This window comes from Psychrobacillus sp. FSL K6-1267, from assembly GCF_038003265.1.
In the GTDB taxonomy this organism is placed as follows: domain Bacteria; phylum Bacillota; class Bacilli; order Bacillales_A; family Planococcaceae; genus Psychrobacillus; species Psychrobacillus faecigallinarum.
Genome location: NZ_JBBOOR010000001.1, coordinates 2,537,091 through 2,557,996 on the forward strand (window position 1 = coordinate 2,537,091; position 20,906 = coordinate 2,557,996).

19 protein-coding genes are annotated in these 20,906 nt (G+C 35.2%); 3 read left to right on the forward strand and 16 right to left on the reverse strand.

Features of this window, described 5'->3' with window-relative positions:
* Nucleotides 1-25 precede the first annotated feature (25 nt).
* The 8 genes from nagZ to MHB55_RS12970 form a co-directional block, all read right to left on the reverse strand.
* Nucleotides 26-1,618, reverse strand: coding sequence for a beta-N-acetylhexosaminidase (nagZ, locus tag MHB55_RS12935; RefSeq protein WP_340863398.1), 1,593 nt, complete (start codon nucleotides 1,616-1,618; stop codon nucleotides 26-28).
* Between the two features lie 362 nt (nucleotides 1,619-1,980).
* On the reverse strand, nucleotides 1,981-3,510 hold the full coding sequence (locus tag MHB55_RS12940; RefSeq protein WP_340863399.1) for a glycoside hydrolase family 10 protein: 1,530 nt from the start codon (nucleotides 3,508-3,510) through the stop codon (nucleotides 1,981-1,983).
* Nucleotides 3,511-3,871: 361 nt separating this feature from the next.
* Complete coding sequence (locus tag MHB55_RS12945; protein ID WP_340863400.1) at nucleotides 3,872-4,864, reverse strand: hypothetical protein; 993 nt, start codon at nucleotides 4,862-4,864, stop codon at nucleotides 3,872-3,874.
* Between the two features lie 507 nt (nucleotides 4,865-5,371).
* A complete protein-coding gene (locus MHB55_RS12950; RefSeq protein WP_340863401.1) occupies nucleotides 5,372-5,701 on the reverse strand; it encodes a hypothetical protein in 330 nt (109 codons plus the stop codon).
* 247 nt (nucleotides 5,702-5,948) lie between these two features.
* Entirely contained in the window at nucleotides 5,949-6,506 is a 558-nt protein-coding gene (locus MHB55_RS12955) for an integrase (RefSeq protein ID WP_195761990.1), read from the reverse strand.
* Nucleotides 6,507-6,819: 313 nt separating this feature from the next.
* A complete protein-coding gene (locus MHB55_RS12960) occupies nucleotides 6,820-7,122 on the reverse strand; it encodes a KGG domain-containing protein (protein ID WP_340863402.1) in 303 nt (100 codons plus the stop codon).
* A gap of 91 nt (nucleotides 7,123-7,213) precedes the next feature.
* Complete coding sequence (locus tag MHB55_RS12965) at nucleotides 7,214-7,456, reverse strand: KGG domain-containing protein (RefSeq protein WP_340863403.1); 243 nt, start codon at nucleotides 7,454-7,456, stop codon at nucleotides 7,214-7,216.
* Nucleotides 7,457-7,564: 108 nt separating this feature from the next.
* Nucleotides 7,565-9,412: a DNA ligase D gene (locus tag MHB55_RS12970; protein WP_445678251.1), complete on the reverse strand. Its 1,848-nt coding sequence runs from the start codon at nucleotides 9,410-9,412 to the stop codon at nucleotides 7,565-7,567.
* A gap of 112 nt (nucleotides 9,413-9,524) precedes the next feature.
* Between MHB55_RS12970 and ku the strand changes: the two genes are divergently transcribed.
* Complete coding sequence (ku, locus tag MHB55_RS12975) at nucleotides 9,525-10,352, forward strand: non-homologous end joining protein Ku (RefSeq protein ID WP_340863405.1); 828 nt, start codon at nucleotides 9,525-9,527, stop codon at nucleotides 10,350-10,352.
* Between the two features lie 145 nt (nucleotides 10,353-10,497).
* Here the strand turns inward: ku and MHB55_RS12980 are convergent, their stop codons facing one another.
* From MHB55_RS12980 to MHB55_RS13010, 7 genes are all read right to left on the reverse strand, one after another.
* Nucleotides 10,498-10,620, reverse strand: a complete 123-nt coding sequence (locus MHB55_RS12980; RefSeq protein WP_340863406.1) for a hypothetical protein — start codon at nucleotides 10,618-10,620, stop codon at nucleotides 10,498-10,500.
* Between the two features lie 278 nt (nucleotides 10,621-10,898).
* Entirely contained in the window at nucleotides 10,899-11,780 is an 882-nt protein-coding gene (locus MHB55_RS12985) for an ROK family protein (RefSeq protein ID WP_340863407.1), read from the reverse strand.
* Nucleotides 11,781-11,792: 12 nt separating this feature from the next.
* Entirely contained in the window at nucleotides 11,793-12,491 is a 699-nt protein-coding gene (locus MHB55_RS12990) for an N-acetylmannosamine-6-phosphate 2-epimerase (RefSeq protein ID WP_340863408.1), read from the reverse strand.
* Between the two features lie 17 nt (nucleotides 12,492-12,508).
* Nucleotides 12,509-13,423 (reverse strand): dihydrodipicolinate synthase family protein, encoded by a 915-nt coding sequence (locus tag MHB55_RS12995; protein ID WP_340863409.1) that lies wholly within the window; start codon nucleotides 13,421-13,423, stop codon nucleotides 12,509-12,511.
* 13 nt (nucleotides 13,424-13,436) lie between these two features.
* On the reverse strand, nucleotides 13,437-14,318 hold the full coding sequence (locus MHB55_RS13000) for a carbohydrate ABC transporter permease (protein ID WP_225321658.1): 882 nt from the start codon (nucleotides 14,316-14,318) through the stop codon (nucleotides 13,437-13,439).
* 14 nt (nucleotides 14,319-14,332) lie between these two features.
* Nucleotides 14,333-15,229, reverse strand: coding sequence for a carbohydrate ABC transporter permease (locus MHB55_RS13005; RefSeq protein WP_445678236.1), 897 nt, complete (start codon nucleotides 15,227-15,229; stop codon nucleotides 14,333-14,335).
* Between the two features lie 80 nt (nucleotides 15,230-15,309).
* Nucleotides 15,310-16,686, reverse strand: coding sequence for an ABC transporter substrate-binding protein (locus tag MHB55_RS13010; RefSeq protein WP_340863410.1), 1,377 nt, complete (start codon nucleotides 16,684-16,686; stop codon nucleotides 15,310-15,312).
* A gap of 277 nt (nucleotides 16,687-16,963) precedes the next feature.
* Between MHB55_RS13010 and MHB55_RS13015 the strand changes: the two genes are divergently transcribed.
* Both MHB55_RS13015 and MHB55_RS13020 read left to right on the forward strand, forming a co-directional pair.
* A complete protein-coding gene (locus MHB55_RS13015) occupies nucleotides 16,964-17,758 on the forward strand; it encodes a response regulator transcription factor (RefSeq protein ID WP_340863411.1) in 795 nt (264 codons plus the stop codon).
* Between the two features lie 4 nt (nucleotides 17,759-17,762).
* The gene (locus tag MHB55_RS13020) at nucleotides 17,763-19,571 is read left to right on the forward strand and encodes a cache domain-containing sensor histidine kinase (protein WP_191696802.1); all 1,809 of its coding nucleotides are present in this window, start codon (nucleotides 17,763-17,765) and stop codon (nucleotides 19,569-19,571) included.
* 146 nt (nucleotides 19,572-19,717) lie between these two features.
* On the opposite strand, the gene gltS is transcribed toward MHB55_RS13020, so the two are convergent.
* Nucleotides 19,718-20,902: a sodium/glutamate symporter gene (gene gltS / locus MHB55_RS13025; protein ID WP_191696801.1), complete on the reverse strand. Its 1,185-nt coding sequence runs from the start codon at nucleotides 20,900-20,902 to the stop codon at nucleotides 19,718-19,720.
* Nucleotides 20,903-20,906: the final 4 nt, after the last annotated feature.

The following is a 20,906-nucleotide window of genomic DNA, read 5'->3' on the forward strand; positions in this document are numbered from 1 at the left end:
CTTACACTATGTATCCCTCACCCCCTTAAAGAGTCCCATTTACCGTTAAGGTAACTGGAAGGTCTCCACTAACCAAGGATTTTCCAAATATTGCTTTAGCAGCGGTTCTCAAAGCGAGATAAGTAAATTCATAGGTTGCTAAGTATGCTGCTACTTTTGGAAAGTACCTAAGATCATAAGGATTTCTCATTGCTACCCCTACCACTGGTATGCCTAATTTTAAAAGCTTTTCATATAAATCTATTTCGTAACTCTTAGATGAAACTGATAATGTGCCAATAACTATCACTTCAAATTTCTTTGCCCTTTCAATGAGCAATTTCATTTCTGTTATATTAAATGTCTCAGAAATATCATAACCATCTACATGATCACTAATTTCCTTCATCGCATCACTAAGTGTTGCTTTTATTTCTTTCGTATCCTCTACCCCGTATATATAATGATTTACAGGATTAATAACTAATATCTTTTGATTCGTTTTCAAGGGTAATAAGCTTTCATTTTTTACAATCGTAACGCTCTCTTGAAATACTTTCTCGGCTAGCTGTCTATGTTTTTCGCTCCCTAAAGTCGCAAATGTAGCATGGAAGGGAGTAGTTTCCCATGACAAATACTTTTCCTTAAGCTTATTGAGTCGGTCAAGGGAAGCTTTAATAGTTTCTTCTTTCAACATACCTTCAGCTAACGCTCTTTTTATTTCTTTTATCGTACTTATCTGCACATCAAGTGTATGAGAGACCATTACCAAGTCTACACCTGCGTTAAGAGCCTCCACGGCACCTTTTTCAGTCCCGATAGTTTCTGAAATAGCCTTCATTTCCATACAATCTGTTGTTACCACCCCATCAAATCCTAGTTCCTCTCTCAGTAAACCATTAATGACTTTTTTGGATAAGGTAGCAGGAACATTCTCTCTATCTTCTATTGCCGGAAAATAGACATGTGCAGACATAATAGTATCTGCTCCTTCATTAATACATTCTATAAATGGTACTAGTTCTACTTCATTTAACCTTTTTCTGTTATGACTGATAACAGGTAGTGCTAGATGAGAATCAACATTCGAATCTCCATGTCCAGGGAAATGCTTAAGAGTCGTTATTATTCCGGCTCTTTGCATTCCTTTCATCGATTTTTTGCCAAATTCAGCAACTAGGCGAGGATCCTCACCAAAAGAGCGAACTCCAATAACCGGATTATCTGGATTATTATTAACGTCTAATACAGGCGCTAAATTCCAATTTACCCCTAATTCCTTCAGTTCTTGTCCTGTTGCAAAGCTAACGTTGAAAGCGTTTTCAATATTGCTTGTAGCCCCAATAGCCATGGCCCCCGGAAATGCTGTAGTACCATTTCCCAACCGACGAACTACCCCATTCTCTTGATCCAAGCATATAAGAAGAGGATATAGGTATCCTGCTTTTTTTGCCTCTAGTTGAAGAGTAGAGGTTAAATCTAGAAGTTCATTAGGTGAACCAATATTGTGACTAAACAATATAATTCCACCAATACGATTCTCATGTATAAGTTGAATAATACTTTCTGGTACTGTCTTACCTTTAAATCCGACGACCATTAATTGCCCGACCTGAGTAGATATATCACTTTTCCCCAAATAAACACCTTCTTTTTCATAATAAAGAAATTTAATTGTTCATAATCTAATGAAATATCATTTTATCGATAAAATCTGAATATTTAATAACATAACATATTTATTTTTAAAATGAAACATAATTTTTGAATTTTTATATTTTTTTCGTTTTAATATTTCAAATAAAACAGGATTGTGAATGCTAGTGCGAGATAGGAGCAAATAAGCCTACTCCCACTCCAATTACTATAGGATTCTGTTTCAAGTACTAATTCTTATATTTTCTTGTTAATCCTCTTTCACTAAATTAGAATGACTTTTAGCTCGTTAAACAACAAAAACCTAAAGTCCTTTTTCAAGGCTTTAGGTTTTTGTTTAATCGCTTACTTTTTAATCTTTGTTTCTTCGGCATTTTTACTTTCAACACCGGTGTATGAAATAGTTGTTACGCCATAAGTGTATTGCTTATTCGTATCTACCTTTTGATCGGTGAATGTTGCAAGACCATTTTTGTCATATACAACCCCTACTATATTCTTTGGATTACTATAATCACCTGCTTTATTACCTTCAAAGCGATAGATCACATATTTTCTAGCATCAATACGTTTTTTGTTGTCTATCGTAACTTGTATAGATTTGCCTTGTTTTTTGGCATTAACTAATATAGGTTTTTTAGGCTCTGCGGGACCATTCCACGCCGTAGAAGGGGTCAAGGCCTTCGTTTGATAAATTTCATTTTCAACTATATCAGCATATCCAATCTTGTTTGCCAGAATATCTCTGAGAGTAAAATGCATCTGGCCTTTCGTCTTTCCGTTTGCTCGGTTGTCCAAAATCTGCTCTGGCAATTCATATGGATTATTCCATGCAGTATCAAAATTAGCATTTACCTTATAATCTGCCATTCCAATGTAAAGGTTGATTGGATAGCCTTCTGTCTGGCTGCTCCACCAATCCAAAAGTACAGAATAATTCGCAATAGCTAACTGTCGAGACCAGTATACCTGTGGGGTAATATAATCGATATATCCTGATTGTATCCACTCTCTACTATCAGCGAAAAGTGAATCATAGTGAGCAGACCCATTGGTATCGCTACCTTCCGGATCATCCTTGCTATTTCTCCAAATACCTGATGGAGAAATACCAAACTGTACCCACGGCTTAATATTTTTAATGTTAATATTGATATTCTGAACAAGCTCGTTTACATTATTACGTCTCCAGTCGCCAATATCATCAAAATTACCGCCGTATTGTAAATAAGTTGCTGCATCATCAAAATTTACTCCTGGATAGAAATAATCATCCATGTGAACAGCGTCTACATCGTATTTAGTAACTAGTTCTTTTACAGCGTCTATTAAGTAGCTTTGAACACCTGGAATGCCCGGATCCAAATAATATTGAGTTCCATTTTTCACCACCCATTCAGGATGAAGAGAAGCAATGTTATTTGGTGCTAATTCCTCTAGTTTTTGATTTGCCATTGTAACGCGATAAGGATTAATCCAAGCATGTAATTCCATGCCATGTTCATGTGCTGTATCTAGCATTATTTGCAGAGGATCATAGCCAGGGTTTGTCCCTTGTTTAGACCCAGTTATATAACGAGACCAAGGCGCCAGCTCAGATGGATATAGAGCATCTGCTGTCGGTTTTACCTGAAAAACAATTGTATTAAAGTTTTTTCGCTCCAACTCTTTTATTGTAGAGCGAGCCCATGATGTATAAGCAGCTTCATCCATCCCTGGCTTCAAATCAATATTTGCGACGGTAGATATCCATGAAGCCCTCATTTCCACTTTAGGAGAAATTGTACCCACCGCACTTCCTGTTTCTATACTTGTAAAGACCAGGGTGAACATAAGCAACACAGCAAAAAAGGTTTTAACATACCCCTTATTCATTCTTTTCCTCCTTTTTTATACTTCCTTTTTTCTTTTTTTAACATAAACTATGATTTAAGACCTCCCTTTGAGTTAAACTTTATATAATACTAAGTTAATAGTTTGAAACCAGAAGAAAATTGCCATAACACCAAATTTAAATATGTAAAATTATTGAATTTTATTAAATATTAGCAATAATTTGTATATTATTTTAATCGGTAATAAAAGTCAATGAAATTTTTGTCTTAATAAAATGTAATTTCAAATCCTTTCAAAAAAAACTCATTAATTACTACTGAATTCCAGTAATAAATAATGAGTTTTCCTATTCTTAAGAAAAGATATTTTGAATAACTAAAAAAAGTATTTGAAAAAGAATTTATTTTTCAATCGAACTTTCTACTGTCTGTATAAAATCCAATAAAGGATTAGTGTTCAGATTTTCTTCCCCAAACATTATTTGCACAAATTGAATGTAAGCCGTAGCAATCTCTTCATCTTTATAGCCTTGCCAATCAAATGGAAATAAAGCATATGCATGACGATGAACAAGTTCAGTCGTAAGCATTAGCTTAGTAGGATCTTTTTGAAGATATTCTTGGATATGCTGGTTTATCTCTTCCATTCGATCAACACCAGTATGTGGAGGTGGTGAAGAAGGAATAACGTTTTGTGATAAACCAAACTTGCTAATAGAAACTTCTTCCGTCACACCTGCACTACCTAATAGCAATAGGGCTAAGGTTTGGACTGTTGGAGATATGTCTGTACATTCTGTAATAGCTTTAATCTCAGGAATTGCTTGTAAAATATTTTTGTAAAAAGCTTGTTGCAAAATCTGTTCTTGTTCCGTGAAACTTAACTGTGTGAATGACTTTAACTCAAGTTTGTCCTTTTCGATAGGGTCAAGAGGAGCTTCATCCTCCTCTTCTAAAATATTCGTTTCGTTTGAAAGTCTATTGCTTAAATCTCTCAGCTGATGAAAATTTGTCTTCCGTTCCTCTGAAAAATTATATTCCTTTAATATTCTGTTTATCACTCTATTTAACTCTCCGTACTCCTTCAAATCTAACAGAATTGTCAAATAGAGCTCAACAATTTGTTCAAATACGGGAGATTTCTCTTCTAACAAACCTTCGCATATTTCCTTCGCTTCAATTGCTCTTCTAGTTTCTAGCAAGGTAAGTACATATACACTTAAAATTATGTCGTCCAGCTCTACATATTTCTTAGCCTCATCGAAGCAAGCTGCTGCTTTCATATAATTATTCTCTTCAGCAAATGCAAGGCCGTCACTTATTAAGGTTTCCACCATTCCCGGAAACACGATCAGATTCTCATTTGTCTGGAGGTTATGTTTTTTCTTTTTCACTATGTTCAGCCGCCTTTTGTATTCTATGTATATGTTTTATTTTATACTAACTCTTACTTATGTTCTAATTACAAGATGAATTATTTGTAAAATTAGTAATTACATTCAATCTTCTATGCATAATTGCGTTAATTTATTCCAATTATTATATAGAAACACGAACAATTGAGAAGAGAATATTGAAATCTAAATGCTTTCAACGAGTAAAATGTTATTGATTTGTACTTTAGGCGGACGCTTTCCATGGCATGAGTGATATAGCCACCACCGCCATCTACGCGCACGTTTGTGATACCTTATCTTTCTCACTCACCCCACTGGAGTCGCCGCCTGCCGCTCCAATCATCCATGGACAAAAGTTCGTGTTTTACTGGTAAAGTGCTATTTATGAAATTAACTAAATTAAAAGGATATTCCTATTTTTTTTTATGGAATATCCTTTAAAATCTAATTTGTTTTGCTGTCTTTTTGTCTGCTAATTGTATCATTCATCGATATTTTTTTATCTTATTTGCTATCTTTAGGAAGAGAGTTTTCAAGAATTGTGTGATTTAAATCCTGTTCCTGAAAGCTATTCGGCTGTCTCATGTCCATATCTTCGTTCTGTTTAACTGAGTTTGAGTTACTTGGACCCTGCTCCTGAAAGCTATTTGGTTGTCTCATATCTTTATCTTCGTTTTGTTCAGCTGAGCTTGAGTTACTTGGATCCTGCTCCTGAAAGCTATTCGGCTGTCTCATGTCTTTATTTTCGTTTTGTTTAACTGAGTATGAGATATTCGGGTCCTGCTCCTGAAAGCTATTCGGCTGTCTCATGTCTTTCTTCACTTGTTTGTCCATTTAAATCTCCCTCTTTCTCTATATGGATTTATTATATATATTCCCTTTAATACCAGTGTGAAACCTGACCTTTTTTAAGTAATGTATAATTGGGGAGAAATAAAATATAATTGTTTTCCCTTGGGTCACCTACCAGAGCGCAAGATAGGTCCGATTTAAAATAAACTATGTACTATTATGAAATTAATCAGCTTCTTATACTAATAAAAGCCATCTGCTAAACTACTATACAGATGGCCATCAATAATTATGCAATTTGTTCACTTGTTTCTTCTATAAGAAGGTTATACAGGGATTGATCTGCTTGGTATGAATCTGTATAGGTAGACAAGCTATGTTTCTTTACTGTTTCAAAATACATAGGTTCTACTATATTGTATATTTGATTGAGTTTCTCCGCATTCGACCAAGCAGTTTGCTCAAATGAGAGATTCATTTCATGTTCTTCCAGAAGTATCTCTAATAGATTTACATCATTATAGAGCTCTTTTAGAGTATGAGTTTGCTTTATGTTATATATTTCAATTGTACGGTCTAAAGTACTCATTAATGCATTGCGATCAATAGCATGACCTAATTCATGAATCGTCAATATTTCCACATATAATTCCAAAGAAATTAATGCCGGCATTTCACTTTTGGCTATAAGTAGCCTATTCATATCTACTCCAATATAGTTTCCTATAAAGTTGTAGCTCATATTAATTCCAGAATTATCTTTTCTAATTTCTATCTCCATATCTACCGCTTTTACAGTAGATTTGATCAGTTCTTCAATTCCAAAGTTTATTTGAAAATCGTTCATTTAGTTATCTTTTCCCCTTACTTGAATTTTTCCAAGGACAAGTTGACCAACGACTTATACTATATAATGATAAATGCATTTTTACAATTAGTTTGCATCGATATTTCAAGAATATGTCGTTATCCTGATATCATTTCCAAGGAAATAATAAGAAGACTCCAATGCTTGATTTTACTAATGCAAGGAGGAAAATAGCTCCTATTCATAAAATAAAGTTCCTGTTATAGGCATAACTAAAAAAATACCCAAGTCATTTAAGACTTGGGTATAACATAATTAATTTTGTTGTAAATTATTAATTTTAAATGGAGAGTTAATTATTTGAGCCCCGTCGACTCGCTTCGCCGCCTTTGCGACCTGCTTCATCTCGACTCATTTTGCCATTACTTCCACTATTACCGTTGTTGCCGGAGCCGCTGCTTGCTTCTCCGCCTTTACGTCCAATCTCCTCATAGAAATCTTGGCCATGGTTTTGAGAGGTTGCTTCTCCACCCTTTTGACCTATTTCTTCATAAAACCCACGATCATGATTATTGGAGGTAGCTTCTCCGCCCTTACGTCCCGCTTCCTCTACTGACATGCTTCGTCCACGTTTGTTTTGGTTGTTGTTAGCCATTTTAATCATCCTCCTATAGGTGTAATCATTTTAGTTTTTTTTAAGACTTCTTCTAAGGTTCAACATTGTTTCAAAGGTATAATATTCTAATTTAGTTGTTGGAGCCTTGACGACTCGCTTCGCCGCCTTTGCGACCTGCTTCTTCTCGACTCATTTTGCCATTACTTCCACTATTACCGTTGTTGCCGGAGCCGCTACTTGCTTCTCCGCCTTTACGGCCAATCTCCTCATAGAACTCTCGATCATGATTATTAGAGGTTGCTTCTCCACCTTTACGGCCCGCTTCCTCTACTGACATGCTTCGTCCACGTTTGTTTTGGTTGTTGTTAGCCATATAACAATTCCTCCTCATTCATGTTTTGAGCTATTGATTCGAGCTCACTATTCATATTCCCATCTGAAAATAGCTAAAACATTTAAAAGCTAAAATAGGAGGTTTCTCTTAGCTCTTATGAATATTTAATATGTTTTTTAACTGTTCTAGTACTTTTTTGAATGCTTCTCCGTTTTCTACATGCCAAAAGTTGTTAAATAGATTTCCGTGCTTTTCAATTCTTTCCAAAACAATTGGTATCGAAAAAAAAGTCGGACTTAGTTGTTCGTTAACCTCCTCCCACTTTAAGGGTGTAGCGACAAAACCACCTTCATTCCCTCTAGTAGAATATGGAGCAATTATTGTTTTTCCTTCGTGATGTTGCACATAATCCAAGTACAACTTGTTATTTCTATTCTTTTTCATTCGTTCCGTAGTAAAAATATCGGGATTTTGTTCACATAAGAAATCGCAGACAAACTTTGTGAAAATCCTAGTTTCTTCATAAGAAAATAAATTTTTAGGTAAAGGTATATATATTTGTAATCCCTTGCCTCCAGATGTTTTGATAAATGAAATAAGAGAAAAATTATCAAATATAGCTTTCATTTTAAGAGCTGCATGCACTGCCATCCAAAAATAATCCACTGATGGTGGGTCTAAGTCAAACACAATTTCTGTCGGCAATTCTGAATGAATAGTTTGAAATGGTATATGGAATTCTAAAGCTATCTGATTACCTAACCATAGAAGTGTTTCGATATTATTACAAAGGACATACCTACTATCTTCAAAGAACTTAGTCTTCACATAATTGGGAACGTTATCCTCCCAGTTCTTTTGATAAAAAAGTTCATCTGAAATTGCACCATGAGGATAACGAATGACAGTAAGTAAACGGTCTCGTAAAAAAGGAAGCATATAGGACGAAACCCGCTGAAGATAGTATAGGTAGTCTTCTTTTTTTATATCATTTGAAATCCATAATGGCTTATCAGGATGGGTAACCTTCACATTTTCAGGAAGTGAATATAATTGTAAATAAAATTTTCTTCTCGTACAGTTTAACGGATCACATTCAAAATTAAATCGATGGAATCTAGGCTCTCTTAAGCTTTTACCATCAAAATCTATAGAGGCAATATCCACACATATAGAAGGTTCAATTTGCCACTTATTTCTCCCAATTTTTAGACCATTGCTATAAAAAAACTTTTGAAGAGTAACTAGCTCTTCTTCCATTAAACCATGACTAAAATTGACCACATCTACTAATTGTCCTTCGTCATAAATCGCACCAAAAAAATAATTATTACTCTTATCAAAAACTGTTAAGATGATGGTTGTAATCTTCCAGTTTTTTATCTTTATCCAATCAGTGGAACGCTTGTCACTTGTCCATCTGCTTTTTTCTTTCTTTGCCACCATTCCTTCTCCATTGTGAGCTACAATTTTCTCCCATAGTGGCTTACTATCCTTATGTAACTCAATCATTTGTATACGATTATTATCCTCGCAATTTATGTTTAATGGCAGTTTAAGATTTTTGAATAAAAGAGAGAGCTTCTCCTTACGGTCAGCAAGTGTTTTGTTAGTAATGTCCTTGCCTTTATATATTAAAAGATCAAAAATAGCAAGATGACAAGGGAAATGTAATAGATGGCTTTCAATTGCCTCTTTTTTTCTCATTCTTCCCCTTGTTTGTACGATTGTAAAATGGCTTTTGTAACTATTAATCAAATGTACGATTTCTCCATCCAGAACTAGAGGTAAATAGGGTTTTACTTGCTCTTCAATGGTATAACAAAATTGTATAATTTCCGGAAACATTTTATTGAGGATGTTTTCATTTCTACTTTTTAAAATAGGCTCAACCTCCCATTCTAAAATACAGCGAAATCCATCATATTTAGTTTCATAAAGCCAATCCTTATCCAAAGGAATATTTTCACATGCAGTTAAAAGCATCGGTTTAATATGATTCCCCTTCTTTCCTTTTTTGTTAGCTTTTGATTATTTTATCTTCCTAATACATAAAACGAGTCAAAAGATTACATAGTAAGGGAAAAGGAAAAGCAGGTGGAAATATATGCATACAGTTTGGAAAGGAAGCATTAGCTTTGGTCTAGTTAATATTCCTATTAAGCTTCATGCTGCAACTGAAAATAAAGACATTAAACTTCGCCAGCTTCATAAGGAATGCATGAAGCCCATTTCCTATAAGAAAGTTTGCGAGGGCTGCAGTGAAGAAGTGAAAAGTGATGACATTGTGAAGGCTTATGAATACTCTAAAAATAAATTTGTAGTACTGGATGAAGAGGAACTTGAAAAACTGCGTAAAGAAAATGAGGATAAAGCCGTTGAAATAATTGATTTTGTCAAACTTGAAGAGATTGATCCTATATTTTTTGAAAGAAGTTACTTTATGGCTCCAGACAGCGGTGGTTCGAAGGCATACTCACTATTAAGAAAAGCACTAGAGGACTCTGGAAAAATCGGAGTGGCTAAAATTATTATTAGGGCTAAAGAGCAGTTAGCAGTGGTTCGAGTTTATAAGGAAATGCTATTGATGGAAACCATCCATTATCCGGATGAGGTGAGAAATGCTTCGGATGTCCCGAATATTCCTCTTGAACAAACTGTAGTAAAAAAGGAATTAGAAACTGCTCTATTATTAGTTGATCAGCTAACTACTGAATTTAATCCTGACAAGTATACGGATGATTATCGAACGGCACTTATGGAATTAATTGAAGAGAAAAAAGTTAGTAACCCAACTTTAGAGGCTGACAGTAAACAGCCCGCTGTTGCATCAAATGTTACTGATTTAATGGAAGCACTACAAGCGTCCTTAGACAAAACGAAAAAGAAAAAGACTCCTGCCCGGAAAAGAACTCCAAAGGCAAAGACGTCTTAAGTTTAATCATTAATAAGTAAAGCCTTCCTTTATAGGGGGCTTTGTTTGTTCTTTATTCATTGTTCACTTGTTCCATAAAATAACGTAACTTCCTTCATCGCTCTGTCTCAGACAACACTTAAAATTTTTTATCCCAAAGTGGTTATTATTTCCTTTTGTCTTTTTGAGATCTGCTTGTTGTAATGAAAACAATCAAAAGCGCAATAACTGCTATAAAAGCAAGGATGCTAATAATAAGTAGAAAACCTGGTAGCACAATTGTTGGCATTATTAACCTCCATGAATTATTAAAAGATACCCTTTTAATTTACATACTAGAGATAGCTTAGTAAATAGTTTTTTAGAAACTCCCTCAAAAATTTTTATTGTTTTATCAATTCAGTAGTCATAAGAATTATTTATAAAAAAAACCGTCCCCTTATAAGTAAGGTACGGACGATTGTAGGGCTGACTATTCGTTTACTCAGTAACTATTGTATATTTCTACTCTTCTATTTGTATACAAAACCATTTGTTATTCACTCTGCAATCCAGTAACTTTAGCAATCAATACATATGCAAAGACACTGCACCCAGTAGTCCAGCTTTGTTACCAAGCGACGCCTTTACTATTTCTACCTCTGAGTAGCTTCCTATTATTAGTTCTTTAACTTTACTATTTACCAATGATACTAATTTGTCCTGCTCCATTATTCCGCCACCTAAAATAATGGCGGGTGGATTAAAGATATGTGTTAATGAAACTAAGCCATACGCTATATCAATTATCCACTCATTTAATATTTTCTCTAATTCTATATTTCCTTGTTCAAGCTCTTCAAAAATTACTCGACCATTCACATACTTTTTTTCAACCTCTTTTGCTTTTTCCACTAATGCTCTAGTGGAGGCATACATTTCGTAGCATCCAAGACGTCCACAAGTACACTTCTTGCCACCCGGTTGTAAAATTATATGACCAAACTCGGCTGCACAGCCATTAAAACCCTTGTATATTCCTGATTTTAAAACAATTGCACCGCCTATACCTGTTCCATAGGTTAAACATAAAAACTCTTCAAATTTTTTACCTACACCATAATATTTTTCTCCTAATGCAGCCGCATTAACATCATTTTCAACAAGCACAGGGACATCGAACTTAGCTTCAAAAATATCCTTTAACTTCATCCCAGTAAATTTAGGTATATTTTCATTTGCATAAATGATTGAGCCATCTTTGCTATTAACTTGCCCTGCAGTACTAATTCCAATGGCTTGAAAATCCTCATAATCGCTCGTTATTAACTGTATTATTCTTGTAATTAAATGGTCTGCTCCCATTTTTGTTTCTGATTCGTATTCTCTAAAATTTGATATGCTCCCTCTTTCATCAGAAAGGCAAAGCTTAATTGATGTTCCTCCAATATCTATAGCTAATATTTTCATAAAGCTTCATCCTTACCCATTGGATTTCATCGCTTCTACAAATCTTTTAGTAATATTCATCGGTCTTGTTATTGCAGTTCCAACAACCGCTGAGTATGCTCCTAGTTCAAACACACATTTTAGTTCCTCTGGTGTCCAAATCCCACCTTCTGCAATAACTGGCATAGGAAAATCTCTCACTAGTTTTTCTATTAGCAATTTATCGGGCAGTACTGTACCTTGAGTATATTCTGTGTAACCACTAAGTGTTGTGCCTAAGCAATCAAATCCTAATTCATAAGCTTGTTTTCCTTCTTCATAAGTAGAGCAATCAGCCATGAATAGTTGATCACTATACTGTTTTCGAATAGCTGGAAAAACCTCGCTTATTACTTTACCGTCTGGTCTCAATCTATTAGTAGCATCAATCGCTATAATATCGACGCCTTCTCGATAGAGTAGGTCTATTTCTTTTTGAGTTGGTGTGATGAAAACACCTGATTTACTATAGATATTTTTTATAATTCCTATGATTGGCAAATTTACGGTTTTTTTTATTTCTTTAATATCTTCAATACTATTTGCTCTAATCCCTTTAGCGCCACCCATCATCGCTGCATAAGCCATTCTTGCCATAATGTATGGACTATGCAGCGGCTCATCAGGAAGAGCCTGACAAGAGACGATGAGTTCATGATGGATGGAATGTAAAATTTCCTGTTTAGTTTTCATTTATTAACATCCCCACACTAAATCGTTTGATATTTCACAATTGCTTCTTCAATTTTCTTTTTAATGTCGTCAATTTTTTTAATATCTTCTCCAGTTACTGACTCTAAAGGACCTCTTACACTGCCGATATTTATTCCGCTTAGTTTTAAAACACCTTTTATAACGGAATACATTGAACCATTCAATGAACATAGTGCGATAATAATGTCATTAATATCATGTTGAATTTTTCTGGCATCTGAGAAGTTACCTGCTGAAATAAATTCCTCTGCTTTTAGGAATAACTCTGGCATCACTCCATATGTCCCACCAATCCCACCGTCTGCACCTATTAATCTACCAGACACATATTGTTCATCTGGACCATTAAAAACGATAAAGTCTTCATGGGATGCTGCTTTAAATCGCTCGATATCCATAACTGGCATAGAAGAATTTTTCACGCCGATTAGTTTGTCATTTGTTAATAATCTTTTCAGTAACGGAACAGAAAGATTATAGCCAGTCGTTTGAGGAATATTGTAAATGATAAAAGGCAAATCTGTTGAATCCATAATTTCCGTCCAGTACTTTTCAATTGCACTTTCAGGGAGCTTGAAATAGATTGGAGGAATAGCAGATAACGCATCATAACCTACTTCTTTTGCATACCTCGCTAGTTCAATGCTTTCCTTTGTTGAAGGTGCTCCGACATGTGCGATTAGTGTAATTTTTCCCTGCAGGTTTTCAGCAACACATTTTAGTGTTGCTTTTCTTTCATCAAGCGTTTGATATATACACTCTCCGGAGCTTCCTCCTACATAGAGGCCTCGGATACCTTTTTCATAGAGATGGGTACTTAAATTTTTTGTTCTTTCTAGTGATACTTCTCCCGCCTCATCATAACAAGCATAAAAAGCAGGTATAATTCCTTTAAACATATTTAGTTGCATATTCTTTCACTCCTTATTTGATAGAACCCATCGTAATTCCTTGTGTAAACGACTTTTGGAATAACATGAAAATGATAATCATAGGTACTGAAGCTAATGCAGCACCTGCCATCATGACTCCATAATCTGTTTTATATTCTCCTTGCATCGTGGCAATGCCTAAGGGCAAAGTCATCATATCAGTCGAACGTGTAATTACGAGTTGACTAAAATAATCATTCCAACTTAGCATGAAGGTAAAAATCGCCAGTGCACCTATAGCTGGTTTTAGCATCGGTAGTACGATATAAAAAAAGGAACGAATTTCACCACAGCCATCTATTTTTGCTGCTTCTAAAAGTTCATTTGGTATTGTTTGCGAGAATTGCTTCATCAAAAAAACACCAAATGGCCAGCCGATTGCTGGAATGATAAGTCCTTTATATGTATCAACCCAGCCCAAATCGGTTAGCATCGTAAACAATGGAACTAAAATCACCTGTTTAGGTAGCGCCATAGCAGCGATCAGTGCGATAAAAATCAGCTTGCGACCAGGGAATACTTTTTTAGCAAGTACGAAGCCTGCAGTTGCACTTACAAAACATACGGCAATCATCTCAGCACTTGCGATAAAGAAACTATTAAACGTCCAACGCCAAACTGGATTGCTAAATAATGTTATCCAATTATCAAGTATAGGATTAAGTGGAAACCATTCTGGTGGAATCGTGATTGCTACAACTTGAGATTTGAATGCACCAGTAACAATCCAGTAGAGTGGGAAAATAAAGAACAGTCCAGAGAGGACTAATATAATAGTTGAAATTATTTTAAAAACGCTTAATTTACGTAACCATTTTAAATTTCCAAGTACATTATTTTTCTTCTTAATCTTTAATGGAGATGTTATTCTCAAAACGTTCCCTCCTTTTAATACTCCACATCATTTCCTAAGTATTTAAATTGAATAATTGAAATTATTCCAATGATGATGGCTAGAATGACACCCATGGCAGAAGCTATACCAAAATTACCTAGAAGGAATGCCTGTTGGTAAACACCATACATCACTGTCGAAGTACTATAAATTGGTCCACCAGAAGTGAGTAATTGTATAAGAGCAAAGCACTGAAATGAATTTATAGTCGTAATGACAATTACATATAAGCTTGTAGGCATTAATAATGGCCAAATAATTTTCCGGAAAATTTGTCCTGGTGTAGCTCTATCAATTTGTGCCGCCTCTATATAACTTGTAGGAATATTACCTAAGGAAGCAACATATAAAATGATTGGCTGACCAACAGATGTCGTGATTAATATTACGGTTATGGCCATTAATGCAGTTTTTGGATCACCCAGCCAGGATTTTGGATCCATACCGAAAAAGTTTGTCACATAGTTAAGTAATCCAAAGTTTGGATGATAGATCCAACCCCAAACTACTGTAACACTGACCACAGAGGTAACTGCTGGTAGATAAAATATACCTCTACAAAATGATCGGATAAATTCACTTTTCTTGTAAATCGACATCGCAACAAAAATAGAAAAACCAATTACTATAGGAACTGCAACAGCAACTAATACAATCGTATTTATAACTGACTTATGGAAGGTTTCATCACGATATAGCGTTACATAATTTTCCAAACCAATGAATTCAAAATTCGTAATGCTATAATCAAAAAAACTCATGTATATCCCTCTTAACATTGGATATACAACAAAAATGAGGAAAAATGTTAACGCTGGTAACAAGAACAAATAACTCATCAACCAATCTAGCAATTTGTTTTTGTTTGGCTTACGAATAGTTGCTAACAATTTTCTACCACCCCAATCCTAATTCTTTTATAGAAAGGAGCAACACATCAAAGATGTTGCTCCTTTTTTGTTTATCCATTTTAGTTTGCAGACTTTGCTTTTTCAATCGTTGCATTTGCTTTTTCCGCAAAATCATCTAACGCTTCTTTTGGTGTTTTCGTTTCAAGAATTGCTTCCTGCAACGCTGGGAACCAGAAAGTACGAATCTCTGCATAACCATCTGCAGTTGTTGGAGGATCTGTTATAAACTTACGTGCTAGTTCCGAATAATCATACTCAGAACCTTCATACAGACCAGTAACTGAGTTACGAGCTGATAATCCTCCTGTTTGGATAAGGTTTTTCTTGCCCCATTCAGGATCGTTCACGATGAAATCAATTAGTTTCTTAGAAGCCTCTATTTTTTTGTCGTCCTCATTATTGAAGACAGCTAAACCACCAAGAAATGGCTCTAGCTTCGGATCTGATCCATCAGGAGTTGGATAAGGTAGTAAAACATCTTCAAAGTCTTCTGTTTTATTTGGAGCAAACAATGATTTTAGTACAGCAGAATAGTTAATAGCGAACGCCATTTTCCCTTGTAGGAATAAATCGTTATGATCTCCTGCCTCAAGTGAAGCAGCACCAGGTGCAACTAGACCATCCTTCGAAGCCTGCACTACCCACTCAAGTCCTTTCACGCCTTCGGCAGAGTTAATCGCCACTTTACTATAATCCTCATTTAAAAATCTGCTTGCACCTAAGTTTGTAATATAGCCTCGTGTTCCCTGGTCTCCTGCTACACTCTTTGCATAAAACCCAGAGGGAATAATACCTGGTGCTTTTTCTTTAACTGCATTTAATGCTTTCTCGTATTCCTCAACCGACCATGTACGATCTGGTCGATCTAAAGGTAACAAATCTAGTTCACCGATTTCTTCGAATAATGTTTTATTAACAGCCATCATGAATGGTCCTGTATTGAATGGGTACATATATACTTGGTCACCGACCATCGATTGCTTTAATAGAGCTGGAGAAATATCGTTCATTACATCAGTTGGCATCATGTCATTCAACGGTGCAAGCAAATCTTTCTTGCCCCAGTCAATAATTCTTCCAGGAGCATCGTAAATTACATCAGGTGCTGTATTCGTAGCAATTGCTACATTCAACTTTTCAGGTCCGCCTTCAAAAGTCAGCATTTCTAAATTCACTTTAATGTCAGGATTCTTTTCCTGAAAAGCAGCTATAATTTCTTCCTCATACTTCCCTACTTTTCCATCTAAAGCCTGGAAGTTCGGAAAATTCCACCATGTTATTTCTACTGATTTGCCGTCGCTAGATACCGGAACTTTTGTTGAATCATTCTCCTTTTCATTGTCGTCCCCAACCTCCTGACTACACGCTGCCAAAAACATTGATACGACAAATGCAATTACGATAAACAAAATGAACCCTCTTTTTGAACCTTGCATAGTATCCCCCCTAATACAATTATGGAAATATCGGTAAACGCTTTCATTTCCTGTTTTTATCTTAAAGTCAAAAATAAAACTTCACAATCCTTTGTATTTTACATTCATACGCCTATTCTGACATGTATACTTGAAAAATATATAATTATTGGAATGTTCATATAATTAGTATTGGGAAAATCTTCTTTATCGTGTACACTATAGCAAATACAAAAAATGCTATAGTTACAAATCTTCTAAAACAATAACTACTAATTAATCATTTTGGGGGAATATGATGTATAAATTGATGATTGTTGAAGATGAACCTATCATTCGTTCTGGATTAAAGCATTATTTCGATTGGAAGGAATTAGGCATACAAACAATTGTTGAGGCAGAGAATGGCAAAAATGGTGTAGATATAGCCTTAGTTGAATTGCCTCATTTAGTCATAACAGATATTCGAATGCCGGTGATGGATGGGCTCGAGATGATCGGTAGTCTACGAACTAAACTCCCTGAAACCTTATTCATTATTTTAACTGGCCATAGTGAGTTTGAGTATGCACAAAGAGCCATTCAATATGGAGGTGTTCATGATTACTTACTCAAACCGTTACAATATGAAAATAGTTTTTCAGTTATTAAGGAATGTATAGAAAAAATCCGTGTCAAACAACTTGAATCCAAAGTAAATACGGAGAAAAATATAGATTTACTTGGGACCTCTCAACTTTTGAAAAAGATGGAGTTCCTTACACAAGAGGATCTACAACTTTTTAAGAAAATTGAATCCTATATAAAAAAACATATCAATCAAGAATTAACGCTCAATATGGTTGCTGAGCATTTCTTTTATAATCCATCCTATTTAAGCAGGTTATTTAAAACAAAACTAAACATGAATTACATGACCTTTGTAAGCGAAATCAGAATTGGATATGCTTTAGAATGTCTGAAAGAATCTAAATACTCCATTACCGAGGTTTCTCTTATGTGTGGATATAAAAGCTATAAGCACTTCGTAAAATTATTTAAAAGTGTCTCGCAAATGACACCTACGGAATATAGAAAACAGTTAAGGATATAATGTGATGATCCTATTGAAGCGACTTTTTCAACTTTTTCAGTTTAAACATGTTAATTATCAAATCTTTGTCATGATGATTATAACAATTACTATTCCACTACTCATTTTGTCTGTTATTATTTATATTTTTTCTATACAATCAGCTAAAAATGAATATCAAAATAGTTCAAACCTTATTCTTAATAATTTATCATTTAATTTCGATCAATACTTACGAAGTGTAGAGATCGGTGCTCTTACGGCTCATATGGATAGTAGGCTTCAAAATGCACTAGAAAATTGGGGGAAAACTGACTCAGAAAAGGACTATGTTCAAAGTATAGAATACGAGAATGCAATTGAACGCTTCATCAGTAGTATTGAAATGACTATTGAGAATGTTGATAGTGTACAGATCTTTTTAGATAATCGCGTTTTTTATTCTAGCTTTAAAAGAGCTGTTTACGATGTTAGTAGCCTTTCGAGTGAGGAATGGTATCAACAAACTATGGAACAAAAAGGTAAGGTAGTTTTGTTTGGTACACATGAGCCATTTCATCGACCAAATTCGAATGAATCAGTTATATCCATCGCCAGAGTCATAAACAAAAGCGGTACTAGAAATCCTTTGGGTGTTCTACTTATAGATATCCGTTTAGATTCATTACGGAATATATTAAACTTATCCGAGAATAGCAATCGAAATTTTATCATTCTCGATGATATCGGCAAGGTTGTCTATGCCTCTGATCTAAATCAGATCAATTCTGATAAGACATTTAAGACACACACTTTGTTAGGCATTTCTGACTCTAAGGAGGATACCGGTAGCTTCTATGCTGAGATAGGAGGAGTTAATTCTTTTTTTAACTACGTTACTTCTCCATACTCACAGTGGACAGTTATTCAATATATTGATGAACAGGAAATGACGAAGCACGCGAACCTACTTCGTCAGGTTATTTTGTGGTTGGCATTATTTTCACTAGCAATGGCTATGTTATTCATGGTGATCTTATATTCCCGTGTTACAAAACCGATTATCTTTTTAAGTAAGCAAGTAAAAAAAATAGGGAGCGGAAAATTCGATGTAAACCTAACTAGCAACCGTCAGGATGAGTTTGGAGGCCTATATCAAGGGATTAGCAAAATGGTCACTGATTTACAGGCGTATATTGAGCGAGCCTCTTACTTAAAAGCACAACAGCAACTTGCGCATTACCGAGCACTAAAAAGTCAGGTAAATCCACATTTTTTAGCAAATGCCTTAGAATCCATTCAAATGAAAGCAGTTATAAACAAACAAAGAGAGATAGCTGAAATGATTGGATTACTAGGACAGTTATTTCGAATCACTATACAAAGTGGTAAAGAGACTATCACAGTCGAAGAAGAATTGACTCATATCCGCTTGTACATACAAGTACAGCAAATGAGGTTCGGAGATAAAATACAGTATTTAGAAAACTTAGCACCACAAAGTGGTTCAATACAAATAGTACATTTTTCTCTTCAGCCTCTAGTTGAAAATGCAATTGTCCATGGCCTAGAGCCCAAACTTGGAGCCGGTATATTAGAAGTATCTACTACTTTCTTGGACAAGGATCTTCTCATCATGATTCGAGATGATGGAGTCGGGATAGACAACAAGCAACTTCGACAATTACGAGCTTATTTAGACGAATCCTCTAACACATTAACGGAAAAGCATATCGGGCTCAAAAATGTACATGAACAAATTCGCTATTATTTTGGAAACAAATATGGCATTACCATTGATAGCGTTTTAGGTGAAGGCACTACTATAACTGTACGAATTCCAGCACTTTCGTGATACGAAAACTCTATTATGGATTCTATTCTTCATTTATGGGGACCAATTATTAAGAAGTGACCTATATATTCGATATTAAATAAAAAAAGCGCAAACACTTGAAGTTCAAGCGTTTGCGCTTTTAGGATTCTATTGGTTCCAATATTTTATTTAAATAGATTAATTGTTGTAATAATAATTGGCATTCCGAAAACATCGATTAAGAATGCTCCTACAATCGGCACGATTAGGAATGCTTTGCGTGATGGACCAAATTTAGAAACAACTGCAGACATATTGGCCATTGCGTTAGGCGTTGCTCCTAGGCCATGTCCAAGGAAACCCGATACCATAATTGCTGCATCGTAATTTTTTCCGAGCAATCGAAAAAGAACAAACACTGCGAATAATACGATGAAGATTACTTGTACTAAAACGATGATAAATAACGGTAAGGCTAAATCTGCGATTTCCCATAGCTTTATGCTCATTAATGCCATAGAAAGGAAAATACCAAGGGAAATATCACCAATTAAATTGATTTCTTTCATGTTGATTAATTCAGGCTTGAAACGATCAACGATATTACGAACGATTACTGCTATGAACATAGCACCTACATAACCAGGTAATACAAACCCTGTTAAAGTAGAGAACAATTCCCCTGCATATGTACCTGCCGCCATACAAAAAGTGATTAAGAAAACTTGCATCATGAATGATTTTTCTGTAATCGGATGTTCTGATTTCTCAACATATGCTTCCGTTTCTTCTGAAGATGGCTTTAAGTTAAATTTGCGGATTAAGTACCCGATAACAGGACCACCAACAAGTCCACCAGCTACTAGTCCACATGTAGCTGCTGCCATTCCAATTGATACGGCAGAAGGAACGCCTAAGCCTTCAATTGTTTCCCCAAAAGCAGCAGCGGCACCATGTCCCCCTTCCATGGATACAGCTCCAGCCATAACACCGATTAATGGATGAAGATCCATTACTTTCGCTAAAGAAACGCCAATCACATTTTGCATTAAGGCTAAGAATCCACAAGCCAACCAATAGATTACTAACAATTTTCCACCTAACTTAACAAGTTTAAAACTCGCGCCGAGTCCAATGGTTGTAAAAAATGTAATCATGAAAATAGATTGTAGTGAAGTATCTAATGTAATTTCGATAATGTCGAAACCCTTCAAAATCGTCGCTAAAATAGCGAATAGTAAACCTCCCACAACAGGAGCTGGAATACAAAAACGATTTAAAAACCCAACTCTTTTAACTAAAAATGAACCTATTAGAAATAATGTTACTGCTAGACATAGTGTTGTAATTTGATTTATAGCCATATACATTCCC

Excerpts from the sequence above, each read along its gene's own strand:
- MHB55_RS12940 (WP_340863399.1), bottom strand. The coding sequence starts at position 3,510 with ATGAATAAGGGGTATGTTAAAACCTTTTTTGCTGTGTTGCTTATGTTC.
- MHB55_RS12950 (WP_340863401.1), bottom strand. The coding sequence starts at position 5,701 with ATGGACAAACAAGTGAAGAAAGACATGAGACAGCCGAATAGCTTTCAG.
- MHB55_RS12955 (WP_195761990.1), bottom strand. The coding sequence starts at position 6,506 with ATGAACGATTTTCAAATAAACTTTGGAATTGAAGAACTGATCAAATCT.
- MHB55_RS12960 (WP_340863402.1), bottom strand. The coding sequence starts at position 7,122 with ATGGCTAACAACAACCAAAACAAACGTGGACGAAGCATGTCAGTAGAG.
- MHB55_RS12965 (WP_340863403.1), bottom strand. The coding sequence starts at position 7,456 with ATGGCTAACAACAACCAAAACAAACGTGGACGAAGCATGTCAGTAGAG.
- ku (WP_340863405.1), top strand. The coding sequence starts at position 9,525 with ATGCATACAGTTTGGAAAGGAAGCATTAGCTTTGGTCTAGTTAATATT.
- MHB55_RS12980 (WP_340863406.1), bottom strand. The coding sequence starts at position 10,620 with ATGCCAACAATTGTGCTACCAGGTTTTCTACTTATTATTAGCATCCTT.
- MHB55_RS12985 (WP_340863407.1), bottom strand. The coding sequence starts at position 11,780 with ATGAAAATATTAGCTATAGATATTGGAGGAACATCAATTAAGCTTTGC.
- MHB55_RS12990 (WP_340863408.1), bottom strand. The coding sequence starts at position 12,491 with ATGAAAACTAAACAGGAAATTTTACATTCCATCCATCATGAACTCATC.
- MHB55_RS12995 (WP_340863409.1), bottom strand. The coding sequence starts at position 13,423 with ATGCAACTAAATATGTTTAAAGGAATTATACCTGCTTTTTATGCTTGT.
- MHB55_RS13010 (WP_340863410.1), bottom strand. The coding sequence starts at position 16,686 with ATGCAAGGTTCAAAAAGAGGGTTCATTTTGTTTATCGTAATTGCATTT.
- MHB55_RS13015 (WP_340863411.1), top strand. The coding sequence starts at position 16,964 with ATGTATAAATTGATGATTGTTGAAGATGAACCTATCATTCGTTCTGGA.
- MHB55_RS13020 (WP_191696802.1), top strand. The coding sequence starts at position 17,763 with ATGATCCTATTGAAGCGACTTTTTCAACTTTTTCAGTTTAAACATGTT.
- gltS (WP_191696801.1), bottom strand. The coding sequence starts at position 20,902 with ATGTATATGGCTATAAATCAAATTACAACACTATGTCTAGCAGTAACA.